At 40.4% G+C, this 21,604-nt stretch carries 15 protein-coding genes and 2 pseudogenes; 12 read left to right on the forward strand and 5 right to left on the reverse strand.

What is annotated here, in order from left to right:
• Positions 1 to 127: 127 nt before the first annotated feature.
• The 3 genes and pseudogenes from tnpA to HT734_RS06050 all read right to left on the reverse strand — a co-directional run bounded on the left by tnpA (position 128) and on the right by HT734_RS06050 (position 3,055).
• Positions 128 to 642 (reverse strand): annotated as a pseudogene (tnpA, locus tag HT734_RS06040) (IS200/IS605 family transposase).
• Between the two features lie 235 nt (positions 643 to 877).
• A complete protein-coding gene (locus HT734_RS06045; RefSeq protein ID WP_000434635.1) occupies positions 878 to 1,225 on the reverse strand; it encodes a thioredoxin in 348 nt (115 codons plus the stop codon).
• Between the two features lie 111 nt (positions 1,226 to 1,336).
• On the reverse strand, positions 1,337 to 3,055 hold the full coding sequence (locus HT734_RS06050) for a phospho-sugar mutase (protein WP_173278376.1): 1,719 nt from the start codon (positions 3,053 to 3,055) through the stop codon (positions 1,337 to 1,339).
• A gap of 153 nt (positions 3,056 to 3,208) precedes the next feature.
• Here HT734_RS06050 and HT734_RS06055 point away from each other — a divergent pair, with 153 nt between their 5' ends.
• The 11 genes from HT734_RS06055 to HT734_RS06105 all read left to right on the forward strand — a co-directional run bounded on the left by HT734_RS06055 (position 3,209) and on the right by HT734_RS06105 (position 19,445).
• Positions 3,209 to 5,110, forward strand: coding sequence for an ABC-F family ATP-binding cassette domain-containing protein (locus tag HT734_RS06055; protein ID WP_173278378.1), 1,902 nt, complete (start codon positions 3,209 to 3,211; stop codon positions 5,108 to 5,110).
• Between the two features lie 2 nt (positions 5,111 to 5,112).
• Positions 5,113 to 5,976: an XRE/MutR family transcriptional regulator gene (locus tag HT734_RS06060; protein ID WP_033680316.1), complete on the forward strand. Its 864-nt coding sequence runs from the start codon at positions 5,113 to 5,115 to the stop codon at positions 5,974 to 5,976.
• Positions 5,977 to 6,055: 79 nt separating this feature from the next.
• The gene (locus tag HT734_RS06065; protein ID WP_173278379.1) at positions 6,056 to 7,234 is read left to right on the forward strand and encodes an MFS transporter; all 1,179 of its coding nucleotides are present in this window, start codon (positions 6,056 to 6,058) and stop codon (positions 7,232 to 7,234) included.
• Positions 7,235 to 7,326: 92 nt separating this feature from the next.
• Positions 7,327 to 9,285, forward strand: a complete 1,959-nt coding sequence (gene ligA / locus HT734_RS06070) for an NAD-dependent DNA ligase LigA (protein ID WP_173278380.1) — start codon at positions 7,327 to 7,329, stop codon at positions 9,283 to 9,285.
• Between the two features lie 118 nt (positions 9,286 to 9,403).
• Entirely contained in the window at positions 9,404 to 11,683 is a 2,280-nt protein-coding gene (gene pulA / locus HT734_RS06075; protein ID WP_173278381.1) for a type I pullulanase, read from the forward strand.
• A gap of 315 nt (positions 11,684 to 11,998) precedes the next feature.
• Entirely contained in the window at positions 11,999 to 13,927 is a 1,929-nt protein-coding gene (glgB, locus tag HT734_RS06080) for a 1,4-alpha-glucan branching protein GlgB (protein WP_173278382.1), read from the forward strand.
• Positions 13,917 to 15,059 carry a glucose-1-phosphate adenylyltransferase gene (locus HT734_RS06085; RefSeq protein ID WP_173278383.1) on the forward strand — a complete coding sequence of 381 codons (1,143 nt, stop codon included), beginning with the start codon at positions 13,917 to 13,919 and terminating at the stop codon, positions 15,057 to 15,059. The genes glgB and HT734_RS06085 overlap by 11 nt, the downstream gene beginning before the upstream one ends.
• On the forward strand, positions 15,049 to 16,188 hold the full coding sequence (gene glgD / locus HT734_RS06090; protein WP_173278384.1) for a glucose-1-phosphate adenylyltransferase subunit GlgD: 1,140 nt from the start codon (positions 15,049 to 15,051) through the stop codon (positions 16,186 to 16,188). The genes HT734_RS06085 and glgD overlap by 11 nt, the downstream gene beginning before the upstream one ends.
• Positions 16,185 to 17,618: a glycogen synthase GlgA gene (gene glgA / locus HT734_RS06095; protein WP_173278385.1), complete on the forward strand. Its 1,434-nt coding sequence runs from the start codon at positions 16,185 to 16,187 to the stop codon at positions 17,616 to 17,618. Before glgD ends, glgA begins: the two co-directional genes overlap by 4 nt.
• 58 nt (positions 17,619 to 17,676) lie before the next feature.
• The gene (gene serB / locus HT734_RS06100; protein ID WP_173278386.1) at positions 17,677 to 18,321 is read left to right on the forward strand and encodes a phosphoserine phosphatase SerB; all 645 of its coding nucleotides are present in this window, start codon (positions 17,677 to 17,679) and stop codon (positions 18,319 to 18,321) included.
• 8 nt (positions 18,322 to 18,329) lie between these two features.
• Complete coding sequence (locus HT734_RS06105; RefSeq protein ID WP_173278387.1) at positions 18,330 to 19,445, forward strand: glycerate kinase; 1,116 nt, start codon at positions 18,330 to 18,332, stop codon at positions 19,443 to 19,445.
• Here the strand turns inward: HT734_RS06105 and HT734_RS06110 are convergent.
• Complete coding sequence (locus tag HT734_RS06110; RefSeq protein WP_033680226.1) at positions 19,442 to 19,888, reverse strand: DUF1694 domain-containing protein; 447 nt, start codon at positions 19,886 to 19,888, stop codon at positions 19,442 to 19,444. The two genes, HT734_RS06105 and HT734_RS06110, sit on opposite strands and share 4 nt — an antisense overlap.
• A 163-nt stretch (positions 19,889 to 20,051) precedes the next feature.
• On the opposite strand from HT734_RS06110, the gene eno reads away from it, so the two are divergent.
• On the forward strand, positions 20,052 to 21,356 hold the full coding sequence (gene eno / locus HT734_RS06115) for a surface-displayed alpha-enolase (RefSeq protein WP_173278388.1): 1,305 nt from the start codon (positions 20,052 to 20,054) through the stop codon (positions 21,354 to 21,356).
• 87 nt (positions 21,357 to 21,443) lie between these two features.
• Here the strand turns inward: eno and HT734_RS06120 are convergent.
• Positions 21,444 to 21,602: pseudogene (locus HT734_RS06120) on the reverse strand (integrase); the annotation flags it as partial.
• Positions 21,603 to 21,604: the final 2 nt, after the last annotated feature.

The following is a 21,604-nucleotide window of genomic DNA, read 5'->3' on the forward strand; positions in this document are numbered from 1 at the left end:
TTTGGGATCAGTACACACTTAATATTATGCGTTTTTTGATTTTAGAGACTTTTTGCCCAGCCTATTTCACGTTGTTCAAGCCTGATTGCTCTTGACTCGTCACTTGCCTCTCAAAGAGGTTTTAGTATTACTTACTACTATCCCTAAAGGGATCCTCATATTCTTTTACACTTAATTTATCTAGTGCTATATCATGCTTTACTCGTTCTCAAATTGTCATACTCGTGAAGAAATCATCCACTGGATAATTTCTTTAATATTGAATATTTTTCTTAATTGTAGCTTCATTGAGTCCCACCGTACTCATATAATAACCTTCCGCCCAGAAATGCCGATTCACAAACTTGTACTTGAGATTGGCGTGTTTATCAAACATCATGAGCGCACTTTTTCCTTTTAAATAACCCATGAAACTCGAAACACTTATCCTTGGTGGAATACTTACTAACATATGCACATGGTCTGGCATTAAGTGACCCTCGATAATTTCAACTCCTTTATAACTACACAAGCGATGAAATATTTCGCCTAAACTACTTCTATATTGATTATAGATGACTTTTCGTCTATACTTAGGGTTGAGCATAATGTGATAGAACAGTGCCACTTTGTGTGTGATAAACTATGAGCCTTTTGTGCCATATTTTTGACTCTTTCGCTTTACAATTGCCTTGAAGAGCTTTATTGTATCGCGTTTGGAGTTTTTTGGGTACAACCTTCGACGCGTACCTGCATAGCGGGTGGTTTTTTTGTCTCGCACCTAACGGAGCGAGACGGACTGAAAGTCACATAAGAAAACGAGTATCTCCAACTACGGAAATACTCGTTTTTTGATAGTTAGAAGTGGGTTTTTGTCCAACCTTCTTTTTTATATCTTTTACAATCCAGCAAAATCTTTGATTTCTTGAGCTGACATTGAAGAGTCACAACGGACGTTGATTTGTCCATCCGCAATGTGAACAAATCCTGGTACAGTTGGGATTCCGTAACGTGAGCGAAATGCTTGCAACTCATTGAGTTGGCTTGGTTCTTCACTATTGATGAAGTAGATGTGAGCTTTAGTTTCAGCTACGACACCTGCCAAGGTACCAGCAAATTTACGGCAGTAAGGGCAAGTTTTGCGACCGATAAAGAAGGTTGCAGTTTCTTTTTTATCAAGAGCTTCTTGCGCACGCGCAACTGTAGTGACTTCAAGGTCTTTGATATTATCTAAAAATTGTTCCATGAGATTACCTCGCTTTCATTGATAAGTCTAGTATGCCATAAAGTTTCTAAAATTGCTTAGATTTGATACGAAAAAAAGATGAGATTATTTGGTCTCATCTTTTATAGGACTTTATTTTACAAAAGCATTGATTTCTGCCTCGATGTTAGCAATCTTAGCTTGTGATTCTTCGTTGCTTTCACCTACAACTGCAATGTAGAACTTGATTTTTGGTTCTGTCCCTGAAGGGCGAACGGCAATCCATGAACCGTCAGCAAGTGTGTATTTCAACACATCACTTGGAGGAGTTGTCAAGTTTGTAACAGTGCCGTCAGCAGCAGTAGCAGTTTGAGCTTTGAAGTCTTCTACGACAGTGATAGCTGTTGCGTTCCATTCTTTTGGAGCATTGTTACGGAATTTAGCCATGATTGCTTTGATTTGTTCAGCACCATCGACACCTGAAAGAGTAACAGAGATAGTTTTTTCTGCATAGTAACCGTACTCTTTGTAGATTTCTTCGATACCGTCAGCAAGAGTCAAACCACGTGAACGGTAGTAGGTAGCAAGTTCAGCAACGACAAGAACGGCTTGGATAGCGTCTTTATCACGTACGAATGGTTTAATCAAGTAACCGAAGCTTTCTTCAAATCCCATCATGTAAGTGTGATTGTGTTTTTCTTCGAATTCTTGGATTTTTTCAGCGATAAATTTGAAACCAGTCAAGACGTTGAACATGGTTGCCCCGTAGCTTTCAGCAATCTTCGTTACCAAGTCAGTTGATACGATAGATTTGCAGAGAGCCGCATTTTCAGGAAGAGTTCCAGCGTTTTTGTGGGCTTCCAAGATGTATTTAGCCATGATAGCACCGATTTGGTTACCTGATAGGTTAAGGTAGCTACCATCTTTTTGAAGAACTTCAACACCAACACGGTCAGCGTCAGGGTCAGTTGCCACAAGAACATCTGCACCAACTTGACGACCAAGTTCTTCAGCAAGAGCAAAGGCTGCTTGGCTTTCTGGGTTTGGAGATTTTACAGTTGAGAAGTCTGGGTCGGCAGTTGCTTGCGCTTCAACGACTTGAACAGAGTCAAATCCTGCTTGGGCAAGGGCACGACGAGCTAACATTTCACCAGTACCATGAAGTGGTGTGTAGACAATCTTCATGTCTTTACCAAATTCTTCAATCAAGGCTGGGTTGATGTTAACGTCCTTGACTTCTTTGAGGTACTCCACATCGACAGCTTCGCCGATAACTTCAATCAAGCCAGAAGCTTTTTCAGCTTCCACATCAGCAACTTCAACTGCAAATGGGTTTTCGATTGCACGGATATAAGTAGTCAAAGCGTCCGCGTCGTGTGGAGGCATTTGTCCACCGTCTTCACCGTAAACCTTGTAACCGTTAAATGGTGCAGGGTTGTGGCTGGCTGTAACCATGATACCTGCGAAACAGTTGAGGTGACGAACTGCAAATGATAGTTCTGGAGTTGGACGAAGGCTTTCAAATACATAAGATTTGATGCCGTGTTTAGCAAGAACTGCCGCAGATTCAAAGGCAAACTCTGGTGAGAAGTGACGGCTATCGTAGGCAATTGCGACACCACGTTCTTTTTCGTTTCCACCTTTTGACTCAATCAAACGAGCCAATCCTTCAGTAGCTTGGCGAACAACGTAGATGTTGATGCGGTTTGTACCAGCACCAATCAAGCCACGCATACCTGCAGTACCAAATTCAAGATTTGTATAGAAGGCATCTTCCTTTGTTTTTTCATCCATATTTTCCAAATCTTGACGAAGATAGTCAGGAAGCTCCGCAAAATCAACCCATTTCTGGTAATTTTCTTGGTAAGACATTAACATTCTCCTTTTTGTAAATTGTTTTAACCGTTCACATTATAGCACTTTTTAGCGTTTTAGTAAAACGGCAGCATAATTTTCAGAAAAGTAGTGACATATGCCGGTTTATCAAGTCTTGAATGCCTTAGGGAAACATGCTATACTACTCTTATGATTATTTTACAAGCTAATAAAATTGAACGTTCTTTTGCAGGAGAGGTTCTTTTCGATAATATTAATCTGCAGGTTGATGAACGAGATCGGATTGCTCTTGTTGGGAAAAATGGTGCAGGGAAGTCTACTCTTTTGAAGATTTTAGTTGGAGAAGAGGAGCCAACTAGTGGAGAAATCAATAAGAAAAAAGATATTTCTCTGTCTTACCTAGCCCAAGATAGTCGTTTTGAGTCTGAAAATACCATCTACGATGAGATGCTTCATGTCTTTGATGATCTACGTCGGACAGAGCAACAACTTCGTCAGATGGAGTTGGAGATGGGTGAAAAGTCTGGTGAAGATTTGGATAAACTGATGTCAGATTACGATCGCTTATCTGAGAATTTCCGCCAAGCAGGTGGCTTTACCTATGAAGCTGATATTCGAGCAATTTTAAATGGATTTAAGTTTGACGAATCTATGTGGCAGATGAAAATTGCCGAGCTTTCTGGTGGTCAAAACACTCGCTTGGCTCTAGCCAAAATGCTCCTTGAAAAGCCCAATTTCTTGGTCTTGGACGAGCCAACCAACCACTTGGATATTGAAACGATTGCCTGGCTAGAGAATTACTTGGTAAACTATAGCGGTGCCCTTATTATTGTCAGCCACGACCGTTATTTCTTGGATAAGGTTGCGACGATTACGCTGGATTTGACCAAGCATTCCTTGGATCGCTATGTGGGCAATTACTCTCGTTTTGTTGAGTTGAAGGAGCAAAAGCTAGCTACTGAGGCAAAAAACTATGAAAAGCAACAGAAGGAAATCGCAGCTCTGGAAGACTTTGTCAACCGCAATCTAGTCCGAGCTTCAACGACCAAACGTGCCCAATCTCGCCGAAAACAACTGGAAAAAATGGAGCGTTTGGACAAGCCGCAAGCTGGTAAGAAAGCAGCCAACATGACCTTCCAGTCTGAGAAAACGTCTGGTAATATTGTCTTGACTGTTGAAAATGCGGCTATTGGTTATGATGGGGAAGTATTGTCAGAGCCTATCAGCCTAGACCTTCGTAAGATGAATGCTGTCGCCATCGTTGGTCCAAATGGTATTGGCAAGTCAACCTTTATCAAATCAATCGTGGATCAGATTCCGTTTATCAAGGGTGAAAAGTGCTTTGGGGCTAATGTTGAAGTTGGTTACTATGATCAAACCCAAAGCAAGCTAACACCAAGTAATACGGTGCTGGATGAACTCTGGAATGATTTTAAACTGACACCAGAAGTTGAAATCCGTAATCGTCTAGGTGCCTTCCTTTTCTCAGGAGATGATGTTAAAAAATCAGTTGGCATGCTGTCTGGGGGCGAGAAAGCGCGTTTACTTTTGGCTAAATTGTCTATGGAAAACAACAACTTCTTGATTCTGGATGAGCCAACCAACCACTTAGATATTGATAGCAAGGAAGTGTTGGAAAATGCCTTGATTGACTTTGATGGAACTCTTCTATTCGTCAGCCATGACCGTTACTTTATCAATCGTGTGGCAACTCATGTTCTAGAATTGTCTGAGAATGGCTCGACTCTCTACTTGGGAGATTATGACTACTATGTTGATAAAAAGGCTGAAATGGAAGTCAGTCTGACAGAGGAAGCTTTAACTAGCAATCAAGTAAAAGAACCGAGCCCAGTCAATGATTATCAAGCCCAGAAAGAAAGTCAAAAAGAAGTTCGCAAGCTCATGCGACAAATCGAAAGTCTAGAAGCTGAAATCGAAGAGTTAGAAAGTCAAAGTCAAGCCATTTCGGGACAAATGTTGGAAACAAACGATGCCGAAAAACTGATGGAATTGCAGGTTGAGCTGGACAAAATCAGCCATCGTCAGGAAGAAGCGATGCTTGAATGGGAAGAATTATCAGAGCAGGTGTAAAGATGAAACATCTGGGAAAAGTATTTCGTGAATTTCGAACAAGTGGAAATTATTCTTTAAAGGAGGCGGCAGGGGAGTCCTGTTCAACTTCCCAGTTATCCCGCTTTGAGCTTGGGGAGTCTGACCTAGCAGTCTCACGTTTCTTTGAGCTTTTGGATAACATTCATGTAACAATCGAAAATTTCATGGACAAGGCAAGAAATTTTCACAATCATGAACATGTTGCCATGATGGGACAAATTATTCCGCTTTACTACTCAAATGATATTGCAGGTTTTCAAAAGCTTCAAAGAGAACAACTTGAAAAGGCTAAGAGTTCGACGAATCCCCTTTATTTTGAGCTGAACTGGATTTTGTTGCAAGGTCTGATTTGTCAAAGAGATACGACTTATGAGATGAAGCAGGATGATTTGGATAAGGTAGCAGATTATCTCTTCAAAACAGAAGAATGGACCATGTATGAATTGATTCTTTTCGGGAACCTCTATAGTTTCTACGATGTGGACTATGTCACTCGGATTGGTAGAGAAGTTATGGAGAGGGAGGAATTTTACCAAGAGATTGGTCGCCATAAGAGATTAGTGTTGATTTTAGCCCTCAATTGTTACCAGCATTGTTTAGAGCATCTTTCTTTTGATAATGCAAGTTATTTTGAGACTTATACAGAGAAGATTATTGGTAAAAACATTAGTCTTTATGAGCGAAATATTTTACATTACCTAAAAGGTTTTGCCTTCTATCAAAAAGGGCAGTGTAAAGAAGGTTGTAGCCAAATGCAAGAGGCCATGCATATTTTTGACGTGCTAGGTCTTCCAGAGCAAGTAGCCTACTATCAAGAACACTACGAAAAATTTGTCAAAGATTAATTTTCCCAAATAAGGGAAAAAGAAAAAAGCCCCTTTCGGTTTTGATACAATAGTTTCAAAATTTGAGAGGAGTTTTTATATGAATCGCTATGCCGTACAGTTGATTAGCCGTGGAGCTGTAAACAAGATAGGGAATATGCTCTATGATTATGGAAATAGTGTCTGGTTGGCTTCCATGGGAACTATCGGACAGACAGTTTTAGGAATGTATCAGATTTCTGAACTCGTCACATCTATTCTCGTAAATCCCTTTGGCGGAGTCATTTCAGACCGTTTTTCTCGTCGTAGGATTTTAATGGTGACAGACCTTGTTTGTGGGATTCTTTGTCTGGCTATTTCTTTCATAAGGAATGACAGCTGGATGATTGGAGCTTTGATTTTTGCCAATATTGTTCAGGCTATTGCTTTCGCCTTTTCTAGACCAGCAAATAAGGCTATTATCACAGAATTGGTAGAGAAGGATGAACTGGTCCTCTACAATTCTCGTTTGGAGTTGGTGATGCAGGTTGTCAGTGTGAGTTCTCCTGTGCTTTCTTTTCTGGTCTTACAATTTGCGAGTCTTCGCATTACCTTGGTATTAGATGGCCTTAGTTTTTTTCTTGCTTTTGGTTTGGTAGTCCTGCTTCCAAAGAAAGAAGAGAAGACTTTGGGGGAGAAGAAACTTACATTCAAAATTATTTTTTCTGATATCAAGGAGGGGGTTCACTATATTGTGAAGCAAAAGGAAATATTCTTTTTGTTAGTCATGGCTTCAAGCGTCAATTTTTTCTTCGCAGCTTTTAATTATCTCCTTCCCTTTTCAAATCAGCTCTATGGAGTACAAGGTGCCTATGCCACTATTTTAACAATGGGTGCTATCGGATCTATTGTTGGGGCTTTGCTAGCTAGTAAGATTAAAGCCAGTATGGAAATGCTTCTGTTTTTGTTGGCTCTGACTGGACTTGGGGTGATGATAATGGGATTTCCCCTCCCATCCTATCTTACTTTTTCAGGTAATTTCATTTGTGAATTATTTATGACGATTTTCAATATTCACTTTTTTACTCAAGTACAAACCAAGGTTGAAGGTGAATATCTGGGAAGAGTTCTCAGTTCGATTTATACCTTAGCTATACTATTTATGCCTATTGCAACAGGTTTAATGACCTGGCTTCCAAGTGTCCATCTTTATTCTTTCTTAATTATTGGACTAGGAGTTGTCGCCTTATCCTTCTTAGCTCTAGGCTATGTTCGAACTCATTTCAAAAAAGAGCTATAAGTCTGTTTGAGTTTTAAAAATAATTCCAATCTAAGTATTTTTTCCGCCCTTCTCGTTTGTGAGGAGGGCTTAGTTTATGGTAAAATGGTCTTATGAATAAAAGAATGAATGAGTTAGTCGCCTTGCTCAATCGCTATGCGACTGAGTACTATACGAGTGACAATCCCTCGGTTTCAGACAGTGAGTATGATCGCCTTTACCGTGAGTTGGTCGAGTTGGAGGCTGCCTATCCAGATCAAGTATTAGCAGATAGTCCGACCCATTGTGTTGGTGGCAAGGTTTTAGATGGTTTTGAAAAATACAGTCATCAGTATCCTCTTTATAGTTTGCAGGATGCTTTTTCACGTGAGGAGCTTGAAGCTTTTGATGTGCGTGTTCGTAAGGAAGTGGCCCATCCAACCTATATTTGTGAGTTGAAAATTGATGGCTTATCTATCTCTCTTACTTATGAAAAGGGGATTTTGGTTGCTGGGGCAACACGTGGTGATGGTTCTATTGGGGAAAATATCACAGAAAATCTTAAGCGTGTTAAGGACATTCCTTTGACCTTGCCAGAAGAACTAGATATCACGGTTCGTGGGGAATGTTATATGCCACGCGCTTCTTTTGACCAGGTTAACCAAGCTCGCCAAGAAAATGGAGAGCCTGAATTTGCTAATCCTCGTAATGCGGCAGCAGGCACCCTGCGACAGTTGGATACAGCAGTAGTAGCCAAGCGCAATCTTGCGACTTTTCTCTATCAAGAAGCCAGCCCTTCAACTCGAGACAGCCAAGAAAAGGTTTTGAAGCACCTTGAACAACTTGGTTTTGTAGTCAATCATAAGCGAATTTTGGCTGAAAACATAGATGAAATCTGGAATTTTATCCAAGAAGTAGGACAAGAACGGGAAAACCTGCCTTATGATATCGATGGAGTTGTAATCAAGGTCAATGACCTAGCAGGTCAAGAAGAACTAGGCTTTACCGTTAAGGCTCCAAAGTGGGCAGTGGCCTATAAGTTCCCAGCTGAAGAAAAAGAAGCTCAACTCTTATCAGTTGATTGGACAGTTGGCCGTACGGGTGTTGTAACCCCAACTGCAAATCTAACCCCTGTTCAACTAGCTGGAACAACTGTTAGCCGTGCGACTCTACACAATGTGGATTATATTGCTGAAAAAGATATCCGCAAAGATGATACGGTTATCGTTTATAAGGCTGGAGATATTATCCCTGCCGTTTTACGTGTGGTAGAGTCCAAACGAATTTCTGAAGAGAAACTGGATATCCCTACAAACTGTCCAAGTTGTGACTCTGACTTGTTGCACTTTGAAGATGAAGTGGCCCTCCGTTGTATCAATCCGCGTTGCCCTGCTCAAATCATGGAAGGTTTGATCCACTTTGCCTCTAGAGATGCCATGAATATTACAGGACTTGGCCCATCTATTGTTGAGAAGCTTTTTGCTACAGATCTAGTCAAGGATGTGGCAGATATTTACCGTTTGAAAGAAGAAGATTTCCTCCTTTTAGAGGGGGTCAAGGAAAAGTCTGCTTCTAAACTGTATCAAGCCATTCAAGCATCTAAGGAAAATTCTGCCGAAAAACTCTTGTTTGGTTTGGGAATTCGTCATGTCGGAAGCAAGGCCAGTCAGCTCTTACTTCAACATTTTCATTCAATCGAAAATCTGGCTCAGGCAGATCCAGAGGAAGTGGCTAGTATTGAAAGTCTGGGTGGTGTGATTGCCAAAAGTCTTCAAACTTATTTTGCGACAGAAGGCTCTGAAATTCTCCTCAGAGAATTGAAAGAAGCTGGGGTCAATCTGGACTATAAAGGTCAGACTGTAGTGGCAAATGCGGCTTTGTCAGGTTTGACCGTTGTATTGACTGGAAAATTGGAACGGCTCAAGCGCTCAGAAGCTAAAAGCAAACTCGAAAGTCTGGGTGCAAAAGTAACAGGCAGTGTTTCTAAAAAGACCGACCTCGTTGTGGCAGGAGCAGATGCTGGAAGCAAACTTCAAAAAGCACAAGAACTTGGTATTGAGGTTCGAGATGAAGCTTGGCTAGAAAGTCTGTAATGATCGTTTAAAAACAGAGTTTGGATAATTTGACTATGTTTGTTAATCGGGACAAAATCGATCAAGAATTTATTAGTGAAATAGAAACAAATTAAGAAGTAAAAAGGAAAAATAAAAAATGTTTAATTACCCTATTCGCATTCATTACCATCGCAAGAATGGAGAATACGACACTTGCTCTTTTGTAAAAAGTCAGGATCAACGGATTGATTTGCTGACCTACAAAGAAGATTATTTTGGCGCCTTATTTAGTTTTGAACACCCAAGTTCCCATGCCTTAGAAAGCTTGAATTTTGTGGTTCATACAGGTCAAAGCAGTAAAGAATATGCTATCCGTTTTAATCACTATCCCCTTTTAACAGAGGTCTGGATTTTGGAAGGTGATGACAGAATTTATTACTCTGAAAATCCTGCTATTGCCAGTCCTTTCTATAAGAATCAAAATCCTTTTGCCTTTGACAAGGCCATTAACAGTGCCAGTTTTGACCATCATTGGGGCTACCAAGGGGAATTGGGGTGCCGTGTAGAGGACAATCAGGCTCGTTTTGCCCTTTGGGCTCCTACAGCGACAGAAGTGCAGGTTGTTGTTTATGAATCAGCTACTAATGATGCTCCTGTTTGGAAGACTTTTGTGATGGAGAGAGGCAATAGCTACTCTTATAATCATAAGGACAATACTATTGGTGTCTGGAGTTTGGATGTTGAGGAAGATTTGACTGGTAAGGCTTATCAGTATCAGGTCCAATTCCCTCACCACCAAACAGTGACACGCGATCCTTATACCATCGCAACCAGTCCTGATGGCAAACGTTCAGCTATCCTGAGTCCTGCAGAAAAGCAAGTTGCAAACTTCGAGGTCAAGCACGGTTCTGAGGCTACTTGGCGCTTGGAAAATCCATGTAAGGCAGTTATCTGTGAAATGCACATTCGTGATTTGACCAAATCACCGACCTCAGGTGTGGATGAACATCTTCGAGGAACTTTCTTAGGTGCTGCTCAGACTGGAACGGTTAACCAGTATGGCCAGTCAACTGCTTTTGATTACATCAAGAAGATAGGCTATAATTATGTTCAGTTGCAACCAATTGCAGACCGTCACAAAGAATACGATGAGGATGGAAATGTAACCTACAACTGGGGTTATGACCCACAAAACTATAATGCACCAGAAACGAGCCTTTCAACCAATCCAGATGATCCAGCTCAGGTCATTCGTGATTTGAAGGCCATGGTTCAAGCTTATCATGATGCGGGCATTGGTGTCATTATGGATGTGGTCTATAACCATACCTTCTCAGTAGTTGATGCACCTTTCCAAACAACTGTCCCTGATTACTATTATCGTATGAATCCAGATGGCACCTTCCAGAATGGAACAGGTGTTGGAAATGAAACAGCCAGCGAACACGAAATGTTCCGCAAGTATATGATTGATTCCCTCTTATACTGGGTACAGGAATACAATATTGACGGCTTCCGTTTTGACTTGATGGGGATTCATGATGTCAAGACTATGCAAATGATTCGTCAGAGCCTGGATGAAGTCGACCCTAACATTATCCTCTATGGAGAAGGTTGGGACATGGGTACTGGTCTTGCCCCTTATGATAAGGCTAAGAAGGACAATGCCTACCAGATGCCAAACATCGGTTTCTTTAATGACAATCAGCGTGATGCTGTTAAAGGTGGAGAAGTTTATGGTGCTATCAAGTCAGGTTTTGTTAGTGGTGCTGCTACAGAGCCAATTCTAGCCAAAGCGATCCTAGGCAGTCGTGAATTAGGAACCTATATACATCCAAATCAGGTGCTTAACTATGTAGAGGCCCATGACAATTACAATCTTCACGATTTGTTGGCGACCCTTCATCCAGACCAAAGTTCCGAGCAAATCATGCGTAAAGTCGAAACAGCCACAGCTATGAACCTACTCATGCAAGGGATGGCCTTTATGGAAATCGGTCAAGAATTTGGTCGTACCAAATTGGTTGCGACTGGTGAAAATGGTGAGTTGACCCATGATGATAGAGAGCGTGCTATGAATAGCTATAACGCTCCTGACAGTGTGAATCAAGTCAACTGGGATTTGATCAATGATCGTCAAGACAGTATTGAGTTTATTCGTCAAATTATTCGCTTGAAGACAGAAACCAGTGCCTTTTCTTACCCTACTTATGATGAGATTTACCATCATGTCTTTGTTCATTCAGCAAATGAGCATAGTGGTTGGATTGTCTATGAGATTCATGGAGAAGAACACCTATTGATTGTCTTTAATGCAAAAGGAGATGCGTTCCAGTTTGAAAATGCAGGAAATCTAGAACTCTTGGTGACCAATAGTCCTTCTGATGAGGAAAACAAAGTTGGTGGTGTCAGTGTTAGCATTTTTAAAGTACTATAGATGTTAGTTCGTCTTTTGGTATTTCTTTTATAAATATTTGAAAAAACAAATCAGGAAATTCGTTTTCTGATTTGTTTTTTTAGCTGAAAACACTACTTTTATTAGTAAAATGGCGAACTTTATGATAATATTGTTAAAAAACAATTCGTTTTCAAAGCATTTCTGAAAATTTTCTTGATTTACAACTGAACACATCAGTGAATTTGTTGAAGACTTTCAAAAGAATTTTTAGCAAATTCCGTAATTTACTTGAATCTTCCCTAAAAAGGTAGTATAATAAATCTATAGAAAACGCTTACAGAAATAGGAGGGTGTATGAATAAGAAAAAAGCTTTAGAAACCTTTATAGCAGGTGAAAATTTTCACCTCCAGCATTATCTGGGAGCACATAGGGAAGAAAAAAATGGAGAGTATGGCTATACTTTTCGTGTGTGGGCACCCAATGCTCAAGCAGTTTATTTGGTAGGAGATTTCACCAATTGGGTAGAGAATCAAATTCCAATGGAACGAAATGAATTTGGTGTTTGGGAAGTTTTCACCAGTCTTGCTCAAGAAGGCCAAATTTATAAGTATCATATCACACGTGCAAATGGTCATCAGCTGATGAAGATTGACCCTTTGGCTGTACGGTATGAGGCACGACCTGGGACTGGTGCTATTTTAACAGATATTCCAGAAAAGAAATGGAAGGATGGTCTCTGGCTAGCCCGTAGAAAACGCTTGAGTTTTGAAGAACGTCCTGTCAATATTTACGAGGTTCATGCTGGTTCTTGGAGGAGAAATCCTGATGGTAGCCCTTATAGTTTTGCTCAATTGAAAGATGAACTCATTCCTTACTTGGTTGAGATGAACTATACTCATATTGAGTTTATGCCTTTGATGTCTCACCCACTAGGTTTGAGTTGGGGCTATCAGCTTATGGGTTACTTTGCTTTAGAGCATGCCTATGGTCGCCCTGAAGAGTTTCAAGATTTTGTTGAGGAATGTCACTTAAACAATATTGGGGTTATTGTGGACTGGGTGCCTGGTCACTTCACCATTAATGATGATGCCTTGGCTTATTATGATGGGACTCCGACTTTTGAATACCAAGACCATCATAAGGCTCATAACTACGGTTGGGGTGCTCTCAATTTTGACCTTGGAAAAAATGAAGTTCAGTCCTTCTTGATTTCTAGTATCAAGTTTTGGATTGACTTTTACCATTTGGACGGTATTCGAGTGGATGCGGTTAGCAACATGCTCTATCTTGACTACGATGATGCTCCATGGACACCTAATAAAGATGGTGGTAATCTCAACTATGAAGGTTATTATTTCCTTCAACGCCTGAATGATGTGATTAAACAATATCATCCAGACGTTATGATGATAGCTGAGGAAAGTTCATCAGCTACTCAGATTACTGACACCAAGGATTCAGATGGTCTAGGATTTGATTATAAGTGGAATATGGGCTGGATGAATGATATCCTCCGATTCTACGAAGAAGATCCGATCTATCGTAAATACGACTTTAACCTGGTGACTTTCAGCTTTATGTATGTCTTCAAGGAGAATTATCTCCTACCATTCTCGCACGATGAAGTGGTTCATGGCAAGAAGAGTATGATGCACAAGATGTGGGGAGATCGTTATAATCAATTCGCAGGTTTGCGTAATCTCTACACTTACCAAATTTGTCACCCAGGTAAGAAATTGCTCTTCATGGGTAGTGAATATGGACAATTTCTAGAATGGAAATCTGAAGAACAGCTAGAATGGTCTAATCTAGAAGACCCAATGAATGCTAAGATGAAGTATTTCACTTCTCAGTTAAACCAGTTTTACAAAGCCCATCGCTGTCTGTGGGAAATCGATACCAGCTATGATGGGATTGAAATCATCGATGCGGATAATCAAGACCAGAGTGTTCTTTCCTTTATCCGTAAGGGTAAAAAGGATGATATGTTAGTTTGTGTCTTTAATATGGCACCTGTTGAACGAAAAGATTTTACAATTGGACTTCCTGTTGCAGGGATTTACGAAGAAGTTTGGAATACTGAGTTAGAAGAGTGGGGAGGCGTTTGGAAAGAACATAATCAAACTGTTCAAACGCAAGAAGGACTATGGAAAGATTATGAGCAGACCTTGACCTTTACCCTACCGGCTATGGGAGCAAGTGTATGGAAAATCAAGCGTCGCTTGAAACCTACTAAAATTGTCACAAGTAAAAACAAAAAAGGAGTAGAAAATGAAGAATGAAATGTTAGCTTTGATTCTTGCTGGTGGGCAAGGAACTCGTCTCGGTAAACTCACTCAAAGCATCGCAAAACCAGCTGTGCAATTTGGTGGGCGCTACCGTATCATTGACTTTGCTCTCTCAAACTGTGCCAACTCAGGCATTCACAATGTTGGAGTAATCACACAGTATCAACCACTTGCTCTTAACAATCATATTGGGAATGGTTCAAGTTGGGGATTAGACGGTATCAATTCTGGTGTCTCTATTCTTCAACCTTATTCAGCAAGTGAAGGAAATCGTTGGTTTGAAGGGACTAGTCACGCTATTTACCAAAATATCGACTATATCGACAGTGTTAATCCTGAGTATGTTTTGATTCTATCTGGGGACCACATCTACAAAATGGACTATGATGATATGCTCCAGTCTCACAAGGATAATAATGCTAGTTTGACAGTAGCAGTTCTTGATGTTCCTCTGAAAGAAGCAAGCCGTTTTGGTATCATGAACACAGATGCTAACAATCGTATTGTAGAATTTGAAGAGAAACCAGCCCAACCTAAATCTACCAAAGCATCTATGGGGATTTACATCTTTGATTGGCAACGCCTTCGCAATATGCTAGTTGCTGCTGAAAAGAGTAATGTCGATATGTCAGACTTTGGTAAGAATGTCATTCCAAATTACCTTGAGTCTGGTGAAAGTGTCTATGCTTATGAATTTAATGGTTACTGGAAAGACGTTGGTACGATTGAGTCGCTTTGGGAAGCGAACATGGAGTACATTTCTCCAGAAAATTCCTTGGATAGTCGTAACCGTCAATGGAAGATTTACTCAAGAAACTTGATTTCACCACCAAACTTCCTTGGGGCCAACGCTCATGTGGAAGACTCCTTAGTTGTAGATGGATGCTTCGTTGATGGAACTGTTAAACATTCTATCCTTTCAACAGGAGCACAAGTTCGCGAAGGGGCAGAAGTAGTAGATTCAGTTATTATGAGTGGTGCAATTGTTGGTCAGGGAGCTAAAATTAAACGTGCCATTATTGGTGAAGGTGCAGTTATTTCTGATGGCGTCGAAATTGATGGAACAGAAGAAGTACAAGTTGTAGGATATGATGAAGTAGTGGGGGTAGCAACAGATGAAGATTGATAAATATTCTGCCATTTTAGGAAACACAGTTGGTTTTCATGATATGTCAACACTGACAGACCACCGTCCAGTAGCTAGTTTGCCATTTGGTGGTAAATATCGCTTGATTGACTTCCCGCTATCAAGTCTTGCTAACGCTGGTGTTCGTAGTATTTTTGGTATTTTCCAACAAGACAATATTAGCTCAGTCTTTGACCATATTCGTTCAGGACGTGAGTGGGGCTTGTCAACTCTTCTAAGTCACTATTATCTAGGTATTTACAGTACCCGTGTGGAAAGTAGTACAGTTGGAAAAGAATACTACCAACAGCTTCTTACTTATTTGAAACGTTCTGGCTCAAACCAAACAGTTTCACTAAACTGTGATGTTTTGATTAATATCGATTTGAACCAAGTTTTCCATCTACACACTACAACAAAGGGACCTATCACTGTAGTTTATAAGAAACTTCCTAAGAAAGATATTTCAGAAGTCAATGCAATCTTGGAAGTGGATGAAACAGACCATGTTCGTTCTCATAAACTCTTTGATAGTAAATCATCAGATGAAGTCTATAATATGTCCACAGATATCTTTGTCGTTGATACACCGTGGTTGATTGAACGCTTAGAAGAAGAAGCTAAGAAAGAACATCCAGAGAAGTTACGCTATGTTTTACGGGATTTGGCTGCAAAAGAAGGGGCTTTTGCCTACGAGTACACAGGTTATCTGGCAAATATTCACTCTGTAGAGTCTTATTACCAAGCTAACAAAGATATGCTTGAATCTCAAAAATTTTACTCTCTCTTTACTCCAAACCAAAAGATTTATACAAAGGTTAAAAACGAAGAGCCAACTTATTATGCTAATACATCTAAGGTAAGTACTTCTCAGTTTGCGTCTGGTAGTATCATTGAAGGTCATGTGGCAAATTCTGTTCTATCACGTAATATTCATGTACACAATGATAGCCTGGTTAAAGATAGCCTGCTCTTCCCTCGTGTTGTTATTGGAGAAGGAGCTCAGGTAGAATATGCTATCTTGGACAAGGGTGTTGAAGTTGAGCCTGGCGTTGTAATCCGTGGAACTGCAGAGCATCCAGTCGTCGTTAAGAAAGGTGCTAAAGTAACAGAGGATATTCATTCATGAAAATTTTATTTGTAGCAGCAGAGGGTGCTCCCTTTTCAAAAACAGGTGGTTTGGGAGACGTCATTGGCGCTCTTCCCAAATCACTGGTAAAAGCTGGGCACGAAGTTGCAGTGATTTTACCCTACTATGACATGGTAGAGGCTAAATTTGGAAATCAGATTGAAGATGTTCTTCATTTTGAGGTGAGCGTCGGTTGGCGCAGACAGTACTGTGGGATTAAGAAAACCGTCTTAAACGGTGTAACTTTCTACTTTATTGACAATCAATATTATTTCTTCCGTGGTCATGTTTATGGTGATTTTGACGACGGAGAACGCTTTGCCTTTTTCCAACTGGCTGCCATTGATGCTATGGAAAGAATTGACTTCATTCCTGACCTTCTCCATGTTCATGACTACCATACAGCTATGATTCCTTTCTTGTTAAAGGAAAAATACCGTTGGATTCAAGCCTATCAAGGCATTAAAACTGTTTTAACCATTCATAATTTGGAATTCCAAGGACAATTTTCAGAAGGAATGTTGGGTGACTTGTTTGGAGTTGGCTTTGAACGTTACGCTGATGGCACCCTTCGCTGGAACAACTGTCTGAACTGGATGAAGGCTGGTATCCTCTATGCTGACCGTGTTTCAACAGTTTCGCCTAGTTATGCTCATGAAATTATGACCAGTCAGTTCGGATGTAACTTGGATCAGATTCTTCGAATGGAATCTGGCAAGGTATCTGGTATCGTGAACGGGATTGATGCTGACCTGTATAATCCTCAGACGGATACTCTTTTAGACTATCATTTCAATCAGGAAGATTTGTCTGGTAAAGCCCAGAACAAGGCAAAATTGCAAGAAAGAGTTGGCTTGCCAGTTAGAGCTGACGTTCCACTGGTGGGAATTGTTTCTCGTTTGACACGTCAAAAAGGTTTTGATGTCGTGGTGGAAAGTCTTCACCATATCTTGCAAAATGATGTTCAGATTGTGCTTTTGGGAACTGGAGATCCAGCCTTTGAAGGAGCTTTCTCATGGTTTGCTCAGATTTATCCTGACAAGCTATCAGCAAATATCACTTTTGATGTCAAACTAGCTCAAGAAATCTATGCTGCTTGTGACCTCTTCCTCATGCCGAGTCGTTTTGAACCATGTGGCTTGTCTCAAATGATGGCGATGCGGTACGGAACCTTGCCATTGGTTCATGAAGTTGGTGGTTTGCGAGATACTGTTCAAGCTTTTAATCCAATAGAAGGAAGCGGTACAGGCTTTAGCTTTGACAATCTATCTCCTTATTGGTTAAATTGGACTTTCCAAACAGCATTGGACTTGTATAGAAACCATCCTGACGTTTGGAGAAACCTACAAAAACAAGCTATGGAGTGTGATTTCTCATGGGATACAGCCTGCAAATCATACCTTGACTTGTACCATAGTTTAGTTAACTAATAGATAAAATCGTATGATGACTTCATACGATTTTTGGGCTATTTAGAGAGGAGAACTGATGTCTCAAGTAAAAGGCTTGTGTGTTATGGATGTTGATGGAACCTTAATCCTAGAAGAAGTGATTGATTTGTTGGGAAGAGAGGCAGGTCGTGAGGAGGAAATTTCGCAGATTACAAGTCGGACAATGCGAGGAGAGTTAGACTTTGAAAGCAGTTTAAGAAAAAGAGTATCCTTATTGGCAGGTCTTCCTGTTTCGGTCTTTGAGAAAGTCTTCAACTCTATTCATCTATCGCCAAATGCTCAGAAATTCGTTTTTATTCTCCAAAAGAATGGCATACTAGTAGGTCTGGTGTCCGGTGGATTTAGTCCAATAGTTGAGAGATTAGCCAAATCCCTTGGCATTACCTATTTTTCTGCCAACAAACTTGAAGTCAAAGACGGTTTTCTAACAGGGGAATTAGTTGGAGCAACTATAAGCCCTGAAGTCAAACAAGCAACTCTGGAAAAATGGAGAAAGGAACTCAAACTCTCTAAAGAAAGAACAGTTGCAATCGGTGATGGGGCCAATGATCTATTGATGCTAAAGTCAGCGGGAATAGGAGTCGCTTTTTGTGCCAAAGAAGTTCTGAAAAAAGAAATACCACATCATGTTGACAAGAGGGATTTGTTAGAAATTCTTCCTTTGATTGACTTTTTAGAATGAGGGAAAATATGAAGATTGTAATTGCACCAGATTCGTTTAAGGAAAGCTTGACTGCAGAGCAGGTTGCTGAAGCTATTAAGAGAGGGTTCCAACAATCGCTAGCAGATGTAGACTGTCTCCTCTGCCCTGTTGGTGATGGGGGAGAAGGTACTGTAGATGCTATCCGACATTCTCTTGACATGGAAGAAAAAAGGATTCAAGTGACAGGACCTTTTGGTCAAGAAGAAGCCATCCGCTATTCTCAAAAAGGGGAATTAGCCCTATTTGAAGTAGCTGACTTGGTCGGCCTTGGAAAAATTCCGCCGGAGGAACGAAATCCACTGCAAATCCAAACTTGTGGTATTGGAGAATTGATTTGCCACCTCATTGCTCAAGGGATTAAAGAAATTTATATTGGCGTTGGTGGTACGGCCAGTAATGATGGAGGACTGGGGATTGCTGCTGCTTTAGGTTATCAATTTTATGATAGGAATGGAAATGTCTTGCCTGCATGCGGTCAATCCTTGCTAAAATTAGCTTCTGTTTCAACAGAAGATTGCTATGAAATTCCTGAAGATGTTCAAATTCGTATTTTAGCAGATGTCGTGAGTCCCTTATGTGGTCATCAAGGTGCGACCTACATTTTTGGAAAACAAAAAGGCCTAGATCCTACTATGTTTAAGGCCGTAGATCAGACGATACAAAATTTTTATGAAAAAGTTTCACCTGCAACATTGGAAATTAAAGGAGCAGGTGCTGGTGGAGGTATTGCTGGTGGTTTGTGTGCCTTTGCTCATGCAAGTATCGTATCTGGGATTGACACCTGCCTAGACTTGATTGACTTTGATAAGAAAGTTTCTGATGCTGACTTGGTTATTGTTGGGGAAGGAAGACTAGATCGTCAAAGTTTAGCAGGGAAAGCACCAATTGGTGTAGCAAAAAGAACCCCTGTCGGAGTTCCTGTTATTGCTATTTGCGGTAGTCTCGCTGAAGATTTACCTTCCCTACCATTTGAAAATATCCAAGCTGCCTTTTCTATTTTGGAGAAAAGTGAACCTTTAGAAGATAGTTTGAAAAATGCCAGTATCTATTTAGAGCATACGGCTACCAATATTGGAAATTTATTAAATATGCCTAAGATTTAGCCAAACCATTTTTTCCAAATGGATGTTTTGGCAGGTTCTTCCTTTTTACCTTCCCAAAGTTCTGGAAAAGCAAGTCGAAGATCCTTTTCTTCTACTTGAACTGGTGCATTGGTGTGAATAATCAGGCCAAAAGGAGAAGAAGTATGCTCTTCAGATACAATGGTAGCTTGACTATCGGTTTCTTTAGCTTCCTTCAAATAGAAAACTTGCTTGTCAAATTCGATAGTTGGTGAAATCTTCACAAATAGTGGCTCAGACTTTTCCTGAAGGTTTTCTAAAATAGATAAAAAGCCTTTTTCTAACTGAGGGCTATTTGCTGTGTCAATATCTGCATATCCAAGAACTCTTTCCTCAAAGGTACCAAGATAGCGTCTTTGCTCATCCGGATTTAATTTTGGCCCACCATGAGCTTTTTCAAGTAATTGTTTTGATAAATCTGTCATGAAAATAGTATATCATAAAAATAAAAAGAAAACATATAAAAGAAAGCGGTTGCTTAATAAAGTTAAGGAAAATTTACACAAAGATAACGTTTTTTCTTGAAAAAGGAGGGTTTTTAAGGTATTATAGAGGTGTAAAAAATTTAACTCATAAGGAGAGTAAAAAATGTCAATTATTACTGATGTTTACGCTCGCGAAGTCCTAGACTCACGCGGTAACCCAACACTTGAAGTAGAAGTTTACACTGAATCAGGTGCTTTCGGACGTGGTATGGTTCCATCAGGAGCTTCTACTGGTGAACACGAAGCAGTTGAACTTCGCGACGGTGACAAATCTCGTTACGGTGGTCTTGGTACACAAAAAGCTGTTGACAATGTAAACAACATCATTGCTGAAGCTATCATCGGTTACGATGTACGTGACCAACAAGCTATCGACCGTGCTATGATCGCACTTGACGGTACTCCTAACAAAGGTAAATTGGGTGCAAACGCAATCCTTGGTGTGTCTATCGCTGTAGCTCGTGCTGCTGCTGACTACCTTGAAATCCCACTTTACAGCTACCTTGGTGGATTCAACACTAAAGTTCTTCCAACTCCAATGATGAACATCATCAACGGTGGTTCTCACTCTGACGCTCCAATCGCTTTCCAAGAGTTCATGATCTTGCCAGTTGGTGCACCAACATTTAAAGAAGCTCTTCGTTACGGTGCTGAAATCTTCCACGCTCTTAAGAAAATCCTTAAATCACGTGGTTTGGAAACTGCCGTAGGTGACGAAGGTGGATTCGCTCCTCGTTTCGAAGGAACTGAAGACGGTGTTGAAACTATCCTTGCTGCGATTGAAGCTGCTGGATATGTTCCAGGTAAAGACGTATTTATCGGATTTGACTGTGCGTCATCAGAATTCTACGATAAAGAACGTAAAGTTTACGACTACACTAAATTTGAAGGTGAAGGCGCTGCTGTTCGTACATCTGCAGAACAAATCGACTACCTTGAAGAATTGGTTAACAAATACCCAATCATCACTATCGAAGATGGTATGGACGAAAACGACTGGGATGGATGGAAAGCTCTTACTGAACGTCTTGGTGGTAAAGTTCAATTGGTTGGTGACGACTTCTTCGTAACAAACACTGCTTACCTTGAAAAAGGTATTGCTGAAGGAGCTGCTAACTCAATCCTTATCAAAGTTAACCAAATCGGTACTCTTACTGAAACATTTGATGCTATCGAAATGGCTAAAGAAGCTGGTTACACTGCCGTTGTATCACACCGTTCAGGTGAAACTGAAGATTCAACAATCGCTGACATCGCAGTTGCAACAAACGCAGGACAAATCAAAACTGGTTCACTTTCACGTACAGACCGTATCGCTAAATATAACCAATTGCTTCGCATTGAAGACCAACTTGGTGAAGTAGCTGAATACCGTGGATTGAAATCATTCTACAACCTTAAAAAATAATCGTTGATTTAACAACGTTTCTAGCCCTTCGGATAAAATCCGAAGGGCTATTTTTGTGTTCAGGGGGCATAAAAGGGGCATAACTTTTTAAAAAATATTTTTCATTACTTTGTCCAGTACATTGATTGCTTCATCTTTCATGTTTTTTGTAACGTGTGTGTAGATGGAAGTGGTGACCTCAGAATCAGAATGACCAACCCTGTCCATGATTGTTTTTAAAGGAATTTTATTTTCTGCTAAAATATTGG

Source organism: Streptococcus sp. k-90 (assembly GCF_013277565.1).
In the GTDB taxonomy this organism is placed as follows: domain Bacteria; phylum Bacillota; class Bacilli; order Lactobacillales; family Streptococcaceae; genus Streptococcus.